The 16,514-nt window shown below is 67.4% G+C and carries 20 protein-coding genes; 7 read left to right on the plus strand and 13 right to left on the minus strand.

The window, feature by feature from the left end; genetic code table 11:
* The first annotated feature begins 29 nt into the window (after nt 1-29).
* Complete coding sequence (gene gltX, locus ACW170_RS09465; RefSeq protein ID WP_492086471.1) at nt 30-1,364, plus strand: glutamate--tRNA ligase; 1,335 nt, start codon at nt 30-32, stop codon at nt 1,362-1,364.
* Nucleotides 1,365-1,380: 16 nt separating this feature from the next.
* Here the strand turns inward: gltX and ACW170_RS09470 are convergent, their stop codons facing one another.
* On the minus strand, nt 1,381-1,674 hold the full coding sequence (locus tag ACW170_RS09470; protein WP_492086472.1) for a DUF8200 family protein: 294 nt from the start codon (nt 1,672-1,674) through the stop codon (nt 1,381-1,383).
* Nucleotides 1,675-1,779: 105 nt separating this feature from the next.
* Nucleotides 1,780-2,385, minus strand: coding sequence for an LOG family protein (locus ACW170_RS09475; protein WP_492086473.1), 606 nt, complete (start codon nt 2,383-2,385; stop codon nt 1,780-1,782).
* 111 nt (nt 2,386-2,496) lie between these two features.
* Here ACW170_RS09475 and ACW170_RS09480 point away from each other — a divergent pair, with 111 nt between their 5' ends.
* Nucleotides 2,497-3,240 (plus strand): hypothetical protein, encoded by a 744-nt coding sequence (locus ACW170_RS09480; RefSeq protein WP_492086474.1) that lies wholly within the window; start codon nt 2,497-2,499, stop codon nt 3,238-3,240.
* A 108-nt stretch (nt 3,241-3,348) separates the two neighbouring features.
* Here the strand turns inward: ACW170_RS09480 and panC are convergent, their stop codons facing one another.
* Nucleotides 3,349-4,209: a pantoate--beta-alanine ligase gene (panC, locus tag ACW170_RS09485; protein ID WP_492086475.1), complete on the minus strand. Its 861-nt coding sequence runs from the start codon at nt 4,207-4,209 to the stop codon at nt 3,349-3,351.
* 174 nt (nt 4,210-4,383) lie between these two features.
* Here panC and ACW170_RS09490 point away from each other — a divergent pair, with 174 nt between their 5' ends.
* The 3 genes from ACW170_RS09490 to ACW170_RS09500 all read left to right on the plus strand — a co-directional run bounded on the left by ACW170_RS09490 (nt 4,384) and on the right by ACW170_RS09500 (nt 6,387).
* Nucleotides 4,384-4,986, plus strand: a complete 603-nt coding sequence (locus tag ACW170_RS09490) for an SPOR domain-containing protein (RefSeq protein ID WP_492086476.1) — start codon at nt 4,384-4,386, stop codon at nt 4,984-4,986.
* 128 nt (nt 4,987-5,114) lie between these two features.
* Nucleotides 5,115-5,951, plus strand: a complete 837-nt coding sequence (locus ACW170_RS09495; protein WP_492086477.1) for a division plane positioning ATPase MipZ — start codon at nt 5,115-5,117, stop codon at nt 5,949-5,951.
* Nucleotides 5,952-5,967: 16 nt separating this feature from the next.
* Entirely contained in the window at nt 5,968-6,387 is a 420-nt protein-coding gene (locus ACW170_RS09500; RefSeq protein ID WP_492086478.1) for a J domain-containing protein, read from the plus strand.
* Between the two features lie 21 nt (nt 6,388-6,408).
* Here the strand turns inward: ACW170_RS09500 and ACW170_RS09505 are convergent, their stop codons facing one another.
* From ACW170_RS09505 to ACW170_RS09540, 8 genes are all read right to left on the minus strand, one after another.
* On the minus strand, nt 6,409-7,764 hold the full coding sequence (locus ACW170_RS09505) for an ABC transporter permease (RefSeq protein WP_492086479.1): 1,356 nt from the start codon (nt 7,762-7,764) through the stop codon (nt 6,409-6,411).
* Nucleotides 7,761-8,711, minus strand: a complete 951-nt coding sequence (locus ACW170_RS09510; protein WP_492086480.1) for an ABC transporter ATP-binding protein — start codon at nt 8,709-8,711, stop codon at nt 7,761-7,763. Before ACW170_RS09510 ends, ACW170_RS09505 begins: the two co-directional genes overlap by 4 nt.
* Nucleotides 8,712-8,786: 75 nt before the next feature.
* Entirely contained in the window at nt 8,787-10,673 is a 1,887-nt protein-coding gene (locus tag ACW170_RS09515; RefSeq protein WP_492086481.1) for a CocE/NonD family hydrolase, read from the minus strand.
* A gap of 67 nt (nt 10,674-10,740) precedes the next feature.
* Nucleotides 10,741-11,376, minus strand: a complete 636-nt coding sequence (locus tag ACW170_RS09520; RefSeq protein ID WP_492086482.1) for a M23 family metallopeptidase — start codon at nt 11,374-11,376, stop codon at nt 10,741-10,743.
* A 144-nt stretch (nt 11,377-11,520) separates the two neighbouring features.
* Nucleotides 11,521-12,141: an SAM-dependent methyltransferase gene (locus ACW170_RS09525; RefSeq protein ID WP_492086483.1), complete on the minus strand. Its 621-nt coding sequence runs from the start codon at nt 12,139-12,141 to the stop codon at nt 11,521-11,523.
* A gap of 64 nt (nt 12,142-12,205) precedes the next feature.
* A complete protein-coding gene (locus tag ACW170_RS09530) occupies nt 12,206-12,430 on the minus strand; it encodes a YdcH family protein (protein ID WP_492086484.1) in 225 nt (74 codons plus the stop codon).
* 36 nt (nt 12,431-12,466) lie between these two features.
* Entirely contained in the window at nt 12,467-12,949 is a 483-nt protein-coding gene (locus tag ACW170_RS09535; RefSeq protein WP_492086485.1) for a TIGR02444 family protein, read from the minus strand.
* A complete protein-coding gene (locus tag ACW170_RS09540; protein ID WP_492086486.1) occupies nt 12,946-13,545 on the minus strand; it encodes a UbiX family flavin prenyltransferase in 600 nt (199 codons plus the stop codon). Before ACW170_RS09540 ends, ACW170_RS09535 begins: the two co-directional genes overlap by 4 nt.
* Nucleotides 13,546-13,661: 116 nt before the next feature.
* Here ACW170_RS09540 and ACW170_RS09545 point away from each other — a divergent pair, with 116 nt between their 5' ends.
* On the plus strand, nt 13,662-13,835 hold the full coding sequence (locus ACW170_RS09545; protein WP_492086487.1) for a YdcH family protein: 174 nt from the start codon (nt 13,662-13,664) through the stop codon (nt 13,833-13,835).
* Nucleotides 13,836-14,015: 180 nt separating this feature from the next.
* Here the strand turns inward: ACW170_RS09545 and ACW170_RS09550 are convergent, their stop codons facing one another.
* The gene (locus tag ACW170_RS09550) at nt 14,016-14,681 is read right to left on the minus strand and encodes a DUF1013 domain-containing protein (RefSeq protein ID WP_492086488.1); all 666 of its coding nucleotides are present in this window, start codon (nt 14,679-14,681) and stop codon (nt 14,016-14,018) included.
* A 220-nt stretch (nt 14,682-14,901) separates the two neighbouring features.
* Between ACW170_RS09550 and ACW170_RS09555 the strand changes: the two genes are divergently transcribed.
* Complete coding sequence (locus tag ACW170_RS09555; protein ID WP_492086489.1) at nt 14,902-15,534, plus strand: beta/gamma crystallin-related protein; 633 nt, start codon at nt 14,902-14,904, stop codon at nt 15,532-15,534.
* Here the strand turns inward: ACW170_RS09555 and ACW170_RS09560 are convergent.
* A complete protein-coding gene (locus ACW170_RS09560; RefSeq protein ID WP_492086490.1) occupies nt 15,531-16,502 on the minus strand; it encodes an NAD(P)H-quinone oxidoreductase in 972 nt (323 codons plus the stop codon). The two genes, ACW170_RS09555 and ACW170_RS09560, sit on opposite strands and share 4 nt — an antisense overlap.
* Nucleotides 16,503-16,514: the final 12 nt, after the last annotated feature.

Consider the following 16,514-nt stretch of genomic DNA (forward strand, 5'->3'; position numbering starts at 1 on the left):
AGCCGCCTCGCTTTCAAGGTCGCTCCCCTATGTCCGTCAAGGTCCGTTTCGCCCCGTCGCCCACGGGTAAGCTGCACGTCGGCAATGTCCGCACCGCACTGGTGAACTGGCTGTTCGCCAAGGGGCAGGGCGGTTCGTTCGTGCTGCGGATCGACGACACCGACCTGGCGCGCTCCACGCCCGAGTTCGAACAGGGGATCGAGGACGATCTGACCTGGCTGGGTATGCCGTGGGACGAACGTTACAACCAGTCCAAGCGGTTCGACCGCTACGAAGAGGCCGCCGCCAAGCTGAAGGCGTCCGGCCGACTTTATCCCGCCTATGAGACCGCCGACGAACTGGATCGCCGTCGCAAGGTGCAGTTGTCGCGCGGCCTGCCGCCGATCTATGACCGCGCCGCGCTGGAACTGACCGAGGACCAGAAGGCCGCCTATGAGGCCGAGGGCCGCCGTCCGCACTGGCGTTTCAAGCTGGAGGGCAAGCGGGTCGCCTGGGAAGACCTGGCGCGCGGTCATGCCGAGGTCGACACCGCCTCTATGTCGGACCCCGTCCTGATCCGCGAGGACGGCCTGTTCCTCTACACCCTGCCGTCCGTGGTCGACGATATCGACATGGCCATCACCCACATCATCCGGGGCGAAGATCACGTCACCAACACCGGCGCGCAGATCGAAATCTTCGAAGCGTTGGGCGCCACGGTTCCCGGCTTCGCCCACATGCCGCTGCTGGTCGGTGCAGACGGCGCGGCCTTGTCCAAACGCCTGGGCTCGCTGTCGATCAGCGACATGCGCGACCAGGGCTATGAGCCGATCGCCATCACCAGCCACCTGGGCCGGATCGGCACCTCGGATCCGCTAGAAGTCGGCGAGTCGGTCCAGGCTCTGGGCGCCAGCTTCGCCTTCACCAAGATGGGCCGTTCGCCGGCGCGCTATGATACCGCGGATCTGGACCGCCTCAACGCCCAGGCGCTGCACGTCATGGACTACGCCACCGCCCAACCGCGGCTACAGACGCTTGACGCCGATCTGGGCGAGACGTTCTGGTCGGTCGTGCGGGGCAACCTGAACAAGTTCGCCGATGTGGTTGAAATGGCGAAGATCGTGCGTGGCCCGATCCAGCCGGTGATCGAAGACGCCGCCTTCATCGACGCCGCCGCCACCCTGCTGCCTGAAGTGATCGACGAGACTGCCTGGTCCGCCTGGACCAACGCCGTCAAGGCCGAGACCGGCGCCAAGGGCAAGTCGCTGTTCATGCCGTTGCGTCTAGCGTTGACGGGTCAGGCGCATGGCCCCGACATGGCGGCCATGGCGCCGCTGATCGGCCGTGAAACCATCCAGCGGCGTCTGAAAGGCGAGGCGGCCTAAGCCGCCTCGACCTGGATCAACCGTTGCAGACGGCCAGTTCTTCGGCGCGGAGTTCGACGCCCTTGTAGGAGAAGGCCGTCACGCGGCCGAACTTCTGCACCACGCGACGGCAGGCGCGCGTCGCCGGCTGTTCCGTCCCGCCGGCGGCGGTGCAGGTCGCGCCTTCGCAGGACCAGCGCGCGCCGTCGATGATGGTGGCGCGAGCGGGCGCGGTGGCGGCGTCAGCCAGGGTCAGGCGGGTGGCGGCGGGGGCTTCGGCCATCGCGGGGGCGGCGGCGAACAGGGCTGCGGCGACGAGCAGGACGCGCATGATAACTCTCCGGATTGAAGAACGGCGTCGTGCCGTCGCGGCCAATGTCAGTTTTCGATAAAAACTGTCAACCCGACCTGAAAAATATTTATGAGCGGCGATAACCTATCGACGATCATATTTCCTTTCGGTTGCGGTGTCATTGGCCTGGATCTGAACCATCGCCTCCTCGACCGTATCGGCGACGGTCCAGGCGTCCAGGAAGGCGGCGGGGGTCATGCCCTCTTCGACACTGTGGCGCATCAGGGCGAAGAAGCCATCCCAGAAGCCGTTCAGATTGAGGAAAACGACTGGCTTCTGATGCAGGTCCAGCCGCTTCCAAGACAGAAGCTCAACGACCTCTTCCAGGGTGCCGATGCCGCCGGGCGCGACCACGAAGGCGTCGGATTGATCGTACATCAGCTGTTTGCGCTCGTGCATCGAGGTGACCACGACGGTCTCGACCTCGTCGAACAGGCGTTCGCGGCTGCGCAGGAAGGCGGGCATGATGCCGACCACGCGGCCGCCGGCCTCGTGCGCGCCGCGCGCCGAGGCGCCCATCAGTCCGACCCCGCCGCCGCCATAGACCAGTCGCCAACCCGCTTGCGCCGTCGCCCTGCCGAAGGCGTGCGCGGCCTCTGTGTAGGCGGGGTCGGCGCGGTCGGAAGAGCCGCAGAACAGGCAGACGGACGGGCCGTCGAAGGGAAGGAACGAAACGGGTGGCAGGGACATGGAGCCTCGGACTGAACGATTGCGCGGTCGACCCATGGCCAAACCGGCGGCGGGCGGGGTAACAGATTCCCGAGCCGCTTGGCTGTCAGCCATATATCGTTGAGGCCCAGGATGAAACGCCGGATCACAGCCACGGTCGTCTTGGCCGCGACCCTGGTCGCGGCGGTGACCGCCTGCTCCAGACAGGGCGAAGGCGCAGCCACGGCCGTGGACGAGCCGACGGCGTCCGTCTGGGTCCAGCCGCCCCAGGTCGATGCGGCGATGCGGGATGGGACCGGCGTCGTCGTGCGCGGGCGGGCCGGGCCGGACGCCCGCGTCGTCTTGCGCGGAGGCGACGGCGCCGCCGTGGCCGTCGCCGCCGATGCGGCGGGGCGTTTCGAACTGCGCGTTCCGGCAGGGACGGGCGATATTCGCCTGACGCCCGAGGTTCAGGTGGGCGAGGACGCCGCGCCATCTCCGGAGACGCTTGTGCTTATTGGGGGCGGAGCCGGCCCGCTGTTACTGATCGCGTCAGGCGAACCGACGCGGCGTCTGGACGGCCTGGGCGTTCTGGATGCTGTCGATTCGGACGGGGCGGCCGTCATTCTGTCGGGGCGAACCGCCGGTGATCTGCCGAGTGTATCGATCGACGGGGCGCGCACCTCTGTCATGCGGGGGCCTGCGGGCGCCTGGCGCGCCATGGCGCCGGGCGGCGGCGCAGCCGTCATCGAAGTGAACGGCGCCCGGTTCGCCTTTCCCGGTTTCGGGTCGCAGTCGGACTATGCGCCGGTCCGCGCCGGCGACGGCTGGCGGCTGACCTGGCCCACCGGCCCGAGCGGCCGTCAGACCGTCTGGCTGCCGGATCGACGTTCGTAAGACATTGTTAACCGAAGCGCCCAATGAAGGAACTGTCCCTTTTTGGGACGCACCATCACCGAACCTTTTCAAAACCCGGCGTTCGCGTCGGGTCTTTTTTTGACCCGTTCAGACGCCCATGTTGTCGATCAGCCGGGTCTTGCCCAGCCAGGCGGCGGCCAGAATTCGCGCGGGGGCGTCAACGACGCCGTCGCGGAACGGCGACAGATCCTCGGCGTGGCGAACCGCCACATAATCGATCCGCTCGAACCCGGCTTTGAGGATGGCGGAATAGGCGTCCCGTTCCACGCCGGGCAGGGGACGGCCGGCGGCTGCGGCCGCGGCGGCCTCGGCCAGAATCTGGTTCAGGCGGCGCGCGACGCCCAACTCGGTCTGGGACAGATAGTCGTTGCGTGAAGACAGGGCGAGGCCCGTCTCGTCCCGTTCGGTCGGGGCGGCCACGATCTCGACCGGCAGGTCCAAGTCCCGGACGAAACGCCGAATGACCATCAGCTGCTGGTAGTCTTTCTCGCCAAACACGGCGAGGTCCGGCTGAACCTGGTTGAACAGCTTGGTCACGACCAGAGCGACCCCGCCGAACATCTGAGGCCGGAAATCGCCTTCCAGCCCAAGCGCCGGCCCGGCCATGGCGATGCTGGTGGCGAAGCCCTCCGGATACATTTCCTCCGGCGTCGGGGCGAACATCAGATGGCAGCCCGCCCCGGACAGCAGACGGGCGTCCTCCTCCTGGCGGCGGGGATAGCGACCCAGGTCCTCGTGGGCGGCGAACTGGGTGGGATTGACGAAGTTGGAGGCCACCACGCGGTCCGCCCGGCGGCCGGCCTCGCGCACCAGAGTCAGATGCCCTTCGTGCAGCGCCCCCATGGTCGGAACCATGCCGACGGTCAGGCCTTGTCTTTTCCAGTCGCGCACGACGGCGCGCAGATCCGCCACGGTGCGGACGACGGGGAGGGACGCAGGCTCGGTCATGGTGAAGCGGTTAACCCTTCAGCTTAAGCGTGTTGATGCACCAGACCTCAAACCCTGGCGGCTAGGGTCGTGCTTATGACGCCAGCACGAGCGACCCGTCCAGTTCTGATCACGCTCGCCCTCGCCCTTGCAGGATGCGGGGCCGGTGAAGGCGCGCCACAGAGCTTCCGCGCCATGGCCGAGCACGTCGCCGCCATCGACATTCCGATGGATCCTCAAGCCGCGAAGTCGGGCGGCGCACGCCGTCCCACGCGCGAGGAACAGGGGCTGCGACAGGTCAAATTCTCTCCCGCCCATGTCGCCGTGATGACGCCTCATGAAATGTGGGACGCCCGCGACGCGCTCAGCGGCGGGACCCCCATAATCTCGACCGATTCCGACGGTGATGGGCTTCGCAACGCCGTGGTGCGGATGGCCCGACCGGCAGTCGAAACCGCTGTGCAAGCGGCCCCTGCTGTCGTGACTAAGGCGGTCGCCGAACGCGGGGGGGGCGCTGAAACGCCCCGGCTTCGTCCCGCCGTGGTTCGGACCGAGCCTCGCCCTGTCGGAAGAATGATCCAGCTGGGCGCCTTTTCTACCCCCGCCGGGGCTCAGGCGGCCTGGACCCGGCTGAAGGCCAGGGCCGACCTGTCCAATCTGTCGCCGGTGTTCGAGCGTGTTGACGTCGACGGCCGCAGCCTGACCCGTCTGAAGGTCGGCCCGATCCCGACCGAGGCGGCCTCTGCTCTGTGCGCCGCCGCCCAGGTGGCGGACCCCTGGTGCCGCCGCGCCGGTTAAGCCGCCGGACCGAAGTCCACAGATACGCGTTAACGCCTCGTTGACCTTTGGCCTTGGTGGGCCGACTCTGACCCGTCCAAGGGCCGCGCTGTGTTGAGTCGCGTCGGTCGCCAAAGAGGGTTTCCTCCATGACGCAGCCTCACGTGATCGTCCTCGGCAACGAAAAGGGCGGGGCAGGCAAGTCCACCCTGGCGATTCACATCGTCACGGGCCTGCTGCATGCGGGCCGGACGGTGGCGATTATCGACCTGGATCTGCGCCAGCGGTCGATGCAACGGTTCTTCACCAATCGCCTGGCTTGGCTGGCCGCTAACAATCAGCAACTGCCCCAGCCGTTCATGCCTGACATGGGCGACGGCAAGGCCTTGGCCAAGGGCGGGACGGCCGAGCAGATCGCCGCCTTCGAACGCGCCTTCGACGAGGCCGTGGCGGCGGGCGTGGACGCGATCCTGATCGACACCCCCGGCGGAGACACCGCCGTGTCAAACGCCGCTCACGCCCGCGCCGACCAGATCGTCACGCCGATGAACGACAGTTTCGTCGACTTCGACCTGCTGGGCGAGGTCGATCCGGTGACCCTGGATCTGCTGAAACCCTCGATCTATTCCGAAAGCGTCTGGGAGGCGCGCAAGGTCCGGGCGATCAGCCAGGGCCGGAACGCCACCATCGACTGGCTGGTGGTGACCAACCGCCTGGCCGTCGCCGAGGCGCGCAACCGCAAACGCCTGGAAGAGCGGATGAACAAGCTGGCCAAACGGGTCGGTTTCCGCGTCGGGCCGGGCCTGCGCGACCGGGTCATCTATCGCGAGCTGTTCCCGTTCGGCTTGACGGTGGCGGATCTGTCTAACGAAATTCGTCCGGTGGCGGTGTCACTGGCGCACGTCGCGGCGCGCCAGGAGATGCGCAATCTGATGAAGGCCATGGGTCTGGAGCAGGCTTTGGCTCCGCTGGACGTGGCGGCCTGAAAGCCCGGATGATCTCGTGGGTCTGATCGGACTGGCCCTGGCGGCCATCGCCGTCTGGGCCCTGGTGCGGCTGGGCCGTCAGACGGAGCGGCGAGGCCGGGCCCACTGGCGCGTCACCGCGACCCTTCTGGGATCGGTGCTGCTCGCCGGGGGCGCCCTTGCGGCCTTCAGGGGCGCCTGGCTGTGGGCGGCGGTCCTCGCGGCGACGGGCCTCTATCTGGCCTGGTCGTCACGCATACGGACGCAAATTCGATCCGAGCCGATCAGCGAGGTGGACGCCCGCGCCGTGCTGGGCGTCGGCCGCAATGCGACCGAGGCCGAAATCCGCGCCGCCTGGAAAAAGGCCATGGGTCGCGCCCACCCCGATCAAGGCGGCACCGAAGGCCTGGCGACCCGCGTCAACGCGGCGCGCGACCGGTTGCTGAAGAAGCCCTGACCGAACCGGCGCTGTGTGGCGTCAGCGCCCGGTTATAGCCCGCCCAAAGCTCTTCCAGCTCAGCTTGACGTCCGACAGGGCTCCGGCGCGGAAGGCCCGCCCGGCGATCCAGACCATGAAGCCTGCGGTGGCGAACATGCCGACCAGGGTCAGGACGATCTCGATCAGCGGCGGATCGCTGGGCGCCCGGGCGCTCATCAGGAAGGGCGTGAAGAAGGGGATCCAGGACAGAACCTTGACCGCCGGCGCATCGGGGCTGGTCAGGGCCATCTGCATGACGATGATCGGCACGACCAGAACCATCATGATCGGCCCCATCAGGGTCTGGGCGTCGCGGGGCGTCTCGCAGAAGGCTCCGATGGCCGCGAACAGTACAGCGTACATCAGATAGCCGCCGACCATATAGGCGATGAAATAGAAGACCAGGCCGTCATCCAGCAGGACCTGGCCCACGGTCGCCGCCGTCTCGGGCGAGGCGGACACCAGGCCGAATGTCCCGATCCCGCCCCAGACCACCAGCACGCTCAGGGTCAGCATCGCCACCCCCAGCACCTTGCCGGTCAGGATCTCGGTCGCCGAGGCCGAGGACAGAAGCACCTCCAGGATCTTGTTCGACTTCTCCTCCATCACGCTGTTCAGCAGGATGGAGGCCCCGGTGATGACCAGGGACCACAATAGGAAACCGGCCCCGAGGCCGATGAAGGAGGGGATGCGGTCGCGCATCGAGATCTCTCCCCCGCTGGCGGCGTTGGGCGAGAAGGCCTTCACCTCGGGGCGGAAATTCTGCACCTCCTGGGCCACGGCGGGCGCGACCCCGGCGGCGGTCAGCAGTTCTGTCCGTCGGGCGTCGCGCAGTGCGCCGCGGACGAAGCCGGCCACGTCCCCGTCATTGGCGCGGCTGGTCCAGACCTGGGCCGTAGGCTTGCCGTCGACGCGGCTCAGGAAGACGACGGCGTCCAGGCGGCGGTCTTTCGGCGTCTCCTTGTCCAGCGCCGTCTTGATGGCTGCGTCGCGCGCCGGGCCGGTCGCCTCGGCGATGGCGGGCGGCGGGGCGACCAGACGGATCTTGGGGCCGCTGATGGAGGCGACGGCGCGGCCCGCGCCGGCCTGTCCCTTTTCGGCGGCTTCTCGTAACCGGTCGTTCTGGCGGTCCAGATCGGATTGCAGCGAGGCGCGCACGGCGGCGGCCAGGCCAGTGGCGGCCGGACCTTCCTCGATCACAGCTACGACCTTGATGGGTTCGGCCGAGCGGATCAGCAGCGGAATGCCGCCGCCGAGCACGGCGAACAGCGGAAAGGCCAGCAGCGACAGCCAGAAGCCCACGGTCTTGGCATAGGCGACATATTCACGCCGGGCGATCAGCAGGGTGCGTTTCATTGACTCGCCTCCGAAGGGGTGGCCGGTTGATCGGGATGGTCCCCGGTCAGGCCGATGAAGGCGTCGTGCAGCGTGGGCTCCTTCAGGGCGAAGCCGCGCACGTCCAATCCGTTCAGGAAGGCCGCCTTCAGCGTCTCCTGACCGCCCGCGCCGGCCGCCAGGGCGATCTTCAGCCGCCGCACCCCGTTCGTGTCGGACAGGGTCTCGACTCCAGCCACGCCGGGCAAGGCCGCCGCCGCTTCGGGCGTGATGGCGCCGTCCAGATCAAGAAAGCGCGGCGAGGTGGCCTTGGCCTCGTCGACCGACCCCTCGAACGCCTTCTTGCCCCGCGCTAGCAGCACGACCTTGTCGCACAGCCGCTCGGCGTGTTGCATCACATGGGTCGAGAACAGGACCGTGGCCCCGTCCGCCGCCAGCCCCCGGATCATTTCTTCCAGACCCTGCTGGTTCATCGGGTCCAGGCCGGAGAAGGGCTCGTCCAGAATGACGAACTCGGGCTTGTGGACCACGGCCGCGATCAACTGGACCTTCTGGGCCATCCCCTTGGACAGCTCCTTCATCTTCTTCTTCTGCGCCGCGCCAAGGCCCTGCTGCTCCAGCAGCAGTTTCGCGCGCTTCTTGCCCTCGTGCGTCGGCACGCCCTTCAAGGCGCCGAAGAAGGCGATGGCCTCGACCGGGGTCATCTTCTTGTAGAGGCCGCGCTCCTCGGGCAGGAAGCCGATCCGATCCCGCACCGACCGTCCATTGGGCGCGCCGAGAATATCGATCCGCCCCGCCGTCGCCTCCTGCAGCCCCAGGATCATCCGCAGGGTTGAGGTCTTGCCCGCCCCGTTCGGCCCCAGGAAGCCGCAGATCGACCCCTTGGGCACCTGGAAGCTCAGATCGCGCACGGCGTCGAACCCGCCGTACCGCTTGCTCACGCCCTCAAGCGTCAACGCAGCCGTCATCTCGTCTCCCCCCACAGTTGCGGCCAGCCTAGCAAGGCCGAAGCGGTTCAGGCCAGCCGCTTCGGCGTCGCGCCCCTATTTCAGGACGGGTAGGTCGATATAGGAGGCGTCCTCGCCCGCGTGGTGGATGGCGTTGTCGGCGATCACACCCTGGGTTTCCGTCTCGTTCGGGCCGCCCGTGTTCAGGTTACGCACGAATTTCGGGAAGTTGGAGCTGGTCACTTCCACACGGATGCGGTGGCCGGGTTGGAAGGTGTTGCTGACCGTCATCGGCGTGGGCTGCACCGTCGCCACCTGGCCGGGGACCAGGGGCATCGGCCGCGCATAGCCGTCGCGGTATCGGGCCCGCATGATGGTGTCGCCCAGGATATAGGCCGTCCCGTCCGGGGCCACGTCCACCAGCTTGACCGCGAAGTCCGTGTCCTGCGCCGACGACGACACCTTCAGCACCGCATCGATGAAGCCGGTAACCTGCATGGGCGCCGTCAGCGGCTCGGACGTATAGACCAGCACGTCATTGCGCGCCTCGATGGGCCTCTGATCGAAGGCGCCGGCTGTGACCAGGCCGCCGTTGCAGCAGTCGCCGCCGCCGATGGTCTGGACCGGGTTCATCGGATCATAGCGATAGCGGTCGGCCGCTTCTCCGGCCGGCGGCGCCTCCAGGCTGAGGCGGCCGTCGCCGTTCAGGCTGTTGGCCGCGCCGGCCGAGCGCAGGTACATGCGCACCGTCTCGACCCCCTGCGGCGGCCACTGGGCGGCGGTGCGCCACTTGTTCTCGCCCATGTTGAAATACTGGACGTGCGGGGTGGTGGCGGGGAAGGCGCGCGCCTCGCCCTTCAGCCAGCGGTCGAACCAGGCGGCGACCAGGGCGTCGCTGTCGAAACTGGCGTCGCCCAGCGGCCGGTCGCCGGAGCGGAAGTTCGGCCCCAGGCCGCCGAAGGCGCAGTGGTTGTTCGGTCCGACCACCACATACTGGTTCTCGGCCGCCTCGCGGTCCTGGGTGGTGGAACGGGCGTGGTTGAACAGCTCCATGTTCGGGCCGATGGAGACGTCATACCAGCTGTTGAACCACAGCGACGGCACGCCCCAGCCCATGTCGTCGTGATACAGGCCTCCTTCGCGCCAGGCCGGATCGTCCGGCGTCCGCGCGATCAACTCCTCGAAGGTCGCCGGCGGCTCGCCCAGATTCTTCAGCAACTCGTTGACGGGCAGGTGACGGATCTGTCGGGGCCAGTTTACGTCCGGCTTCTTGGCGTCCAGATCGTTGTAGCGGACCAGCCGGGCGCGGGTTTCCTGATCGACGTCGCCAGGGATCTGGGCCCGCTGCGGATTGTCGACGCCATACAGCCAGATGAAGAACAGGTTGCGGGGCACGCCGCCGGTGTACCAGTTGCCCTGTTCCTGGAACCGGCCGACCTTGCCGATGCCCGCGCCGGACGCCTGGGGGACCATGGCGGCGTGGGCCGGGTGGTTCTGGGCGGCCAGTGCCAGCTGCCACTCTGCGGAGGAGGAACAGCCCAGGGTGCCGACCTTGCCGTTCGACCAGGGCTGGGCCGCGATCCAGGTCAGGGCGTCGTAGCCGTCTTCCTGGGGATAGCCCAGGATCTCGTAGTCGCCCTGCGAGAAGTACCGACCGCGTTCGTTCTGCATCACCAGGGCATAGCCTCGGCTGACCCAGGTCAGGGCGCTACGCGTCGTGCGCGCGTTGTAGGCTAGCTCGTTATAGGGCGTCCTGACGAAGACGGTGGGGAGGGGGCCCTTGGCGCCCTTGGGCCGATAGATGTTGGTGGCCAGGCCCACGCCGTCCCGCATCGGAACCATCACGGCCATGTCGACATCGGCGATGCGCGACAGTTCGGTCTGGGCCGCCGCGTCGCTGTAGCGGTTGTAGTTCTGCGCCGAGGCGGCCATCGGCGCAGCCGCAAGAATCCCCGCGACGACGGCGGCGACAAATCTGTTCATGCTTGGGTCCCTCCCGAAGGCGGAAGGTTAGGCCGACCCCGGCCTCTGTCGCAACACGTGTTTGGCTTCAGGTCGCCGTTTTGACCGCGACGGCGAAATGCCGACCCAGGACCTTGGTCGGATTGACCTGGCCGTCGCCGCGCCGGACTTCGAAATGCAGGTGGGGGCCGGTGGAATAGCCGGTAGAGCCGACCAGTCCGATCCGTTGGCCGTGCGCCACCGCATCGCCACTGGCGACGTCGATCCGGCTGAGATGGCCATAGACGGTGCTCAGTCCGTTGGGGTGGCGCACCTCGATGAAATTGCCATATCCGCCGGCGTCATAGCCGGTGCGAATGACCCGGCCCTCGGCTGCCGAGAAGACGGACGTTCCCTGGGGGGCGGCTATATCGACGCCCTTATGCGCGCGGGCGCGGGCCTCGATCGCCAGCTTGCGCAGGCCGAAGGGCGAGTTGATCGCATAGCCGCGTACCGGCGCCGAGAACGCGATCTGACGCATCACCGGACCGGCGGCCTCAACCTCGGCCTTGACGGGCGGGGCGACGGGGGCGGCGGCCAGGGCGGGCGGTGGAGTTTCGCGCGTTACGGCGGGCGCGGCGGCGGCGGCCAGCAAGGCCACGGCGGCGAAGGCGGCCGTCTGGCCGGAGTGGATCAAAAGGGTCTTGCAACGCGCCAGGGGCGCATCGGTCAGCACGCGTCGCATTCGGCGGCGTCTCCAGCGTGTTCACGCTCTGGAATGGCGGGAGACGGCGACCGAAGCCTGCCGGGCGTCCCGAGAGAGACCGGCTTATGCCTACAGGCTGGGGCGAGTTTTAGGCCGCTATCCGGCCATGGAGGGCCATATTTGTCAGGCCGCCGGCCGGCGCGCGATCAGATCGATCAGCGCCGACATGCCGTGATGCCCCGAACCTTCGTTCAGTTCCGCGTCATAGGCGTCCAGGGTCAGGACGTCGAAATCGCCGAAGCGCGCGTCCAGCAGTTCGGCGGTATAGAGTTGATCGACCTGCGGCGGCCCGCCCGTGCCGTACTCCAGCTGGCGCGGCGTATAGCCGTGCAGCAGGATCAACCCGCCCGGCTTCACCGCCCGCTTAATGCCGTCAAAGATCGCGTCGCGAAACGCCGGTTCCGCGAACTGAATGAAGATCGCCGCGACGACGTCATACTCCGCCTGCGGCCAGTCCCAGCCCTGCAGATCCTGGATCCTGAAGTCGACCTCCACCCCCGCGTCGTGGGCCAGTCGCCGCGCCTTGTCCTGACCGGAAGGAGAAATGTCGGTCGCCACGACCTGGTGGCCCAGAGACGCCAGATAGACGGAGTTCCGGCCTTCTCCATCGGCCGGCGCCAGAATCCGGCTGCCCGCCGGCAGGATCTTCGCGTGGTTCAGCAGGAAACGGCTCGGCGCCGTGCCGAACACATAATCCTGCGTCGCCGCGTAGCGCGCATCCCAGCCTGTGCCCGGCGTCGCCATATCGCTTCTCCCATTTTGCGAACCGCTATCAGTTGGGCTGACGCGCTTCAAGCCAAGAGAGGATTCAGGCGATGATGTCCGGCAGGATCTGGTCTTCGATCTTCACGATCTCGTCCTTGATCGCCAGCTTCTTACGCTTCAGCCGGGCGATCATCAGCTGATCGGGAATGGCGGCTTCGGACAGGGCCTCGATAGAGGCCGCGAGGTCGGCGTGCTCTAGGCGCAGCAGCTTGAGCCGAGCCTGAAGGATCGCCTCTTCCTTGCTGATTTCCGGTGCGTCGTCATTCATTGTGCAGTCCCCGGCGCGCTTATAGCCACCCGCGCCTCAGGCCGGAAGGGCGTCGGCGAGACGGATCAGCGCGGGACGCGGCGTCACCTGGGCCCACACCCGCGCAGTCCCGACCAGCGCCTCTACGAAGGGGCGGGGCGTTCCGGCGGTCTGTGGTGCGCCATCGGATGAAACCAGGGCCTCCAGCGCCTCCAGCAGATGGCGTTCCGCTTCCAGCTCCAGCGCCTTGACATGGTCCCGCACCGCTTGGCGCGGGCCGTCGTCGATGTCGGGGATCGGCGCCTTCAGGGTGCGACGGACCGCGCGCAGCGGCGCGACGACGACGCTGTCCCAGGCGCGGGCGGTGTCGCACGCCGCCTCGATTGTCTCGGCGTCCGGCTTCAAGCCGACGGCGGCGGTCCAGGCGGACCAAAGCAGCAGCGGCACGTTCTGCTCGTGGTTGTCCTGCAAGGCCACGCAGGCGTCCCCGACGCCGGGCGCGCCATAGGCCGCGACCGCCCAATCCCAGAGCCGGGTCATTTCAGGCCTTCCCACCGTCGCACTCCGCTCCAGTCCAGACCGAACAGATCCAGGGTCCGGCCGACCGACTGGTCCACCATCTCCATGATCGAATCCGGCCGGGCGTAGAAGGCGGGCAGGGGCGGGGCGATGGTCGCCCCCATCTCGGCCAGGGCGGTCATCGTCCGCAGATGCCCCAGGTGGAAGGGCGTCTCGCGCACCATCAACACCAGGGGGCGACGTTCCTTCAGCGTCACGTCGGCGGCCCGGGTCAGCAGGGACGAGGTCACGCCGGTGGCGATCTCGCTCATCGTCTTGACGGAGCAGGGGGCCACAATCATGCCCAGGGTCTTGAACGAGCCGGAGGCGATGGTCGCGCCGACGTCGGCCAGTTTGTGGACCACCGACGCCTTGGCGGTCAGGTCGGCGGGCGACAGATCCGTCTCCTGCGACAATGTGAGCAGGGCCGCCTTGGTGACGACGAGATGGCTCTCGACCCCCAGGTCCTTCAGTGCGTCCAGTACTCGCGCGCCGTAGATCGCTCCGGAAGCCCCTGAAATTCCGACCACCATTCGATAGGGAGGCTTGCGTATGGCTCCGTTCACATCATCGACCATTTTTGGGGTCAGCCTCCGTCGGGTTCGGCCAGGCGGGCCGTCACCGGAATGTGATTCCACAGCCCGCCAAACCGGGCGCTCACTCTACTGGTCCCTAACCTGAGGAGGCGCAAGCCATGACCATCGAGGCTCGTATTCGCGAACTGGGTAATCGTCATCGCATGCTGGATCAGACGATCCAGAGAGAACTCACCCGTCCGTCCGTGGACACGTTGCAGGTCAGGGAGCTGAAGCAGAAGAAGCTCCGGCTGAAGGAAGAAATCACCAGTCTGGAGGCGCGGGCCCACTAGGGCGCACGACCTCCCGAAATGACGACGGCCCCGGAGATCGCTCTCCGGGGCCGTTTTTATAAGTCGTCATCCTCGGGCTTGACCCGAGGACCGGGTCATCCGCCGCTCCTGCGAGGACGCAGTCGCACAGCCCGATCCGCACTCGGCCCTCGGGTCAAGCCCGAGGGGGACGGATAGAGATCAGTCCTTGGTGCCGAACACCGACTCTGCCGTCGGTTCCGCGCCGGGGCGTTGGCGGGCTTCCGGCACGAACTCGGGTTCGGCCTCAACCTCCTCGACGGGCTGCAGCACGCCGCCGCCCTTCTTCAGGTCGTCCTTGGTCTTCTTGTCGGCGGCCTTCTTGACAATCTCGTCCAACGCCAGCTGACCGACCAGGCCCAGGGTCACGGGATCGACCGGCTTGATGTTGGCGCTGTTCCAGTGGGTGCGGTTGCGCACGCTCTCGATGGTGGACTTGGTCGTGCCCAGCATCTTGGCGATCTGGGCGTCGGTCACCTCGGGGTGATTGCGCACGAACCAGGCGATGGCGTCCGGGCGGTCCTGACGACGCGAGACCGGGGTGTACTTCGGCGCCGGCTTGGCCGACTTCATCAGTTCGGCGTGACGGCTGACGATGGCCTTCAGACGATAGTTCTCGTTGGCCTGCGCCTTGTCCAGCTCTTCGCGGGTCAGCTGACCGCCGGTGACGGGATCGACGCCGCGGATGTCGCGGGCCACGTCGCCGTCGGCGATGCCGCGCACTTCCAGCGGGTGAAGACCGCAGAAGTCCGCGATCTGCTCAAAGCTGAGGGAGGTGTTGTCGACCAGCCAGACCGCAGTGGCCTTCGGCATCAGAATGTCGCTCATGGGGCGTTCGTCCCGGAATGGTGGGGCCGCCGAATAGGGGTTCGGCTGGCGTTGGATACGACGGCGCCCGGCCTTTCGACCGGGCGCTTATGGTTTCGATATAGGCCTATTCGCCCGAAAAGAAAACGCCGCCGAACAATCACGTACAGCCAAGGTTCATGTGAGCTGGGGCAACCTTCGCGCTAATAGAGGCTTTCGCCTTTGGGAGAGGAGAAACATCATGTCCATTCTGCTTGGGGCCGCCATGGCCGCAGCCCTGGCTTCGGGCCAGGATATCACCGCCCAGCGTGTCGCGCCGCGTGGCAGCTACGCCCGGTCCTGCACCGAGGCCTATACCCATCGCGGTCGCCTCTACGCGGATTGCCGCGACATGCGGGGGCAGATTCGCGGCACCTCCATCGAGCTTGCGCGCTGCGGCAATGAAGAGATCAACAATGACAACGGCCTGCTGGTCTGCGGTCGGTTCCGCGGCGACTATGAAGACCGCCAGCCGGGACGTCCGGGCAACGGCGGTGGTTGGGGCCCCGGCAACGGCAATGGCCCCGGCAATGGCAACGGCGGTGGTTGGGACAATGGCGGCGGCTGGGGTCGGTCCTCGATCATCGTCTACGAGAACTCGAGCTATCGCGGCGCCTCGCGCGAGTTCACCAGCGAGGACCGCAATCTGGGCAACACCCCGTTCAACGACCGGATCAGCTCGATCCGCGTGCGTGGCCGTTGGGAGATCTGCACCGACGCCGAGTTCGGCGGTCGTTGCCGGATCATCGACGGCGACGTCCGCAACCTGAACAGCACGGGCTTCAACGACAATATCTCGTCGCTGCGTCCGGTGCGGGGCGGCGGCCGCTACTAGGCCGTCAGTACGAACTTGCCGACGTGGTCGCCCGCCTCCAGCGCGCGATGCGCGTCGGCGGCGCGCGCCAGCGGGAAGGTCGCCTGCATCGGCGGCCGGACCGCGCCAGACGCGACCCAGGGCCAGACCGTCGCCTCCACGGCGGCGGTCAACCTGGCCTTCTCGTCCGCCGGGCGGCTCCGCAGGGTCGAACCGGTCAGCACCAACCGCTTCAGCATGATCCGCATCAGATCCACCTCGACCTTCGACCCCGACAGCGAGGCGATGACCACCCACCGCCCGCCGGGGTTCAGCGCCTTCAGGTTCAGATCGGCGTAGTCGCGCCCCACCATGTCCAGCAGCACGTCGGCGCCGCCCGCCTCGGCGATGGCGGCGGCCATATCGTCCGTCTTGGCGTCCAGGCTGATATCGGCCCCCAACGCCTTGGCCGCTGCGGCCTTCTCAGGCCCGCGCGAGGTGGCGATCACCTTGGCGCCCGCCGCCTTGGCCATCTGGATCGCCGTCACCCCGATCCCACTGGTCGCCCCATGGATCAGTAGCGTCTGACCCGCCTTCAGCTCGCCCGCCTCGAACACATTGGCGAAAACGGTGAAGACCGTCTCGGGCAGGACCGCCGCCTGAGCGTAGTCCAGACCCTCGGGAATCGGCAGCACATGCCGGGCGTCCACTACGACCCGCTCGGCATAACCGCCCCCGCCCAGCAGGGCGCAGACCCGATCGCCGACGGCCCACCGCGTCACGCCTTCGCCCACGGTCTCGATCTCGCCGGCGACCTCCAGCCCGAGTATGTCCGACGCCCCGGGGGGCGGGGGATAGCCCCCGTTTCGCTGCAACAGATCCGGTCGGTTGATCCCCGCCGCGTGAACCCGGATCGTAACCTGCCCTGCGCCGGCTGCGGGGTCCGGCCGTTCTGTGATCCGCAGCGCCTCGGCCGGTCCTGAACCGCCCTCGATCTCGATGACCCGCATAGTCGCCTCCGC

The organism is Brevundimonas sp. FV2ps16 (assembly GCF_058681075.1).

Coding starts and splice junctions, on each gene's coding strand:
- ACW170_RS09550 (WP_492086488.1), bottom strand. CDS start 14,681: ATGAGCGACATTCTGATGCCGAAGGCCACTGCGGTCTGGCTGGTCGAC.
- ACW170_RS09540 (WP_492086486.1), bottom strand. CDS start 13,545: ATGGTCGATGATGTGAACGGAGCCATACGCAAGCCTCCCTATCGAATG.
- ACW170_RS09555 (WP_492086489.1), top strand. CDS start 14,902: ATGTCCATTCTGCTTGGGGCCGCCATGGCCGCAGCCCTGGCTTCGGGC.
- ACW170_RS09530 (WP_492086484.1), bottom strand. CDS start 12,430: ATGAATGACGACGCACCGGAAATCAGCAAGGAAGAGGCGATCCTTCAG.
- ACW170_RS09525 (WP_492086483.1), bottom strand. CDS start 12,141: ATGGCGACGCCGGGCACAGGCTGGGATGCGCGCTACGCGGCGACGCAG.
- gltX (WP_492086471.1), top strand. CDS start 30: ATGTCCGTCAAGGTCCGTTTCGCCCCGTCGCCCACGGGTAAGCTGCAC.
- ACW170_RS09470 (WP_492086472.1), bottom strand. CDS start 1,674: ATGCGCGTCCTGCTCGTCGCCGCAGCCCTGTTCGCCGCCGCCCCCGCG.
- ACW170_RS09490 (WP_492086476.1), top strand. CDS start 4,384: ATGGCCGAGCACGTCGCCGCCATCGACATTCCGATGGATCCTCAAGCC.
- ACW170_RS09535 (WP_492086485.1), bottom strand. CDS start 12,949: ATGACCCGGCTCTGGGATTGGGCGGTCGCGGCCTATGGCGCGCCCGGC.
- panC (WP_492086475.1), bottom strand. CDS start 4,209: ATGACCGAGCCTGCGTCCCTCCCCGTCGTCCGCACCGTGGCGGATCTG.
- ACW170_RS09505 (WP_492086479.1), bottom strand. CDS start 7,764: ATGAAACGCACCCTGCTGATCGCCCGGCGTGAATATGTCGCCTATGCC.
- ACW170_RS09510 (WP_492086480.1), bottom strand. CDS start 8,711: ATGACGGCTGCGTTGACGCTTGAGGGCGTGAGCAAGCGGTACGGCGGG.
- ACW170_RS09520 (WP_492086482.1), bottom strand. CDS start 11,376: ATGCGACGCGTGCTGACCGATGCGCCCCTGGCGCGTTGCAAGACCCTT.
- ACW170_RS09480 (WP_492086474.1), top strand. CDS start 2,497: ATGAAACGCCGGATCACAGCCACGGTCGTCTTGGCCGCGACCCTGGTC.
- ACW170_RS09495 (WP_492086477.1), top strand. CDS start 5,115: ATGACGCAGCCTCACGTGATCGTCCTCGGCAACGAAAAGGGCGGGGCA.
- ACW170_RS09545 (WP_492086487.1), top strand. CDS start 13,662: ATGACCATCGAGGCTCGTATTCGCGAACTGGGTAATCGTCATCGCATG.
- ACW170_RS09475 (WP_492086473.1), bottom strand. CDS start 2,385: ATGTCCCTGCCACCCGTTTCGTTCCTTCCCTTCGACGGCCCGTCCGTC.
- ACW170_RS09515 (WP_492086481.1), bottom strand. CDS start 10,673: ATGAACAGATTTGTCGCCGCCGTCGTCGCGGGGATTCTTGCGGCTGCG.
- ACW170_RS09560 (WP_492086490.1), bottom strand. CDS start 16,502: ATGCGGGTCATCGAGATCGAGGGCGGTTCAGGACCGGCCGAGGCGCTG.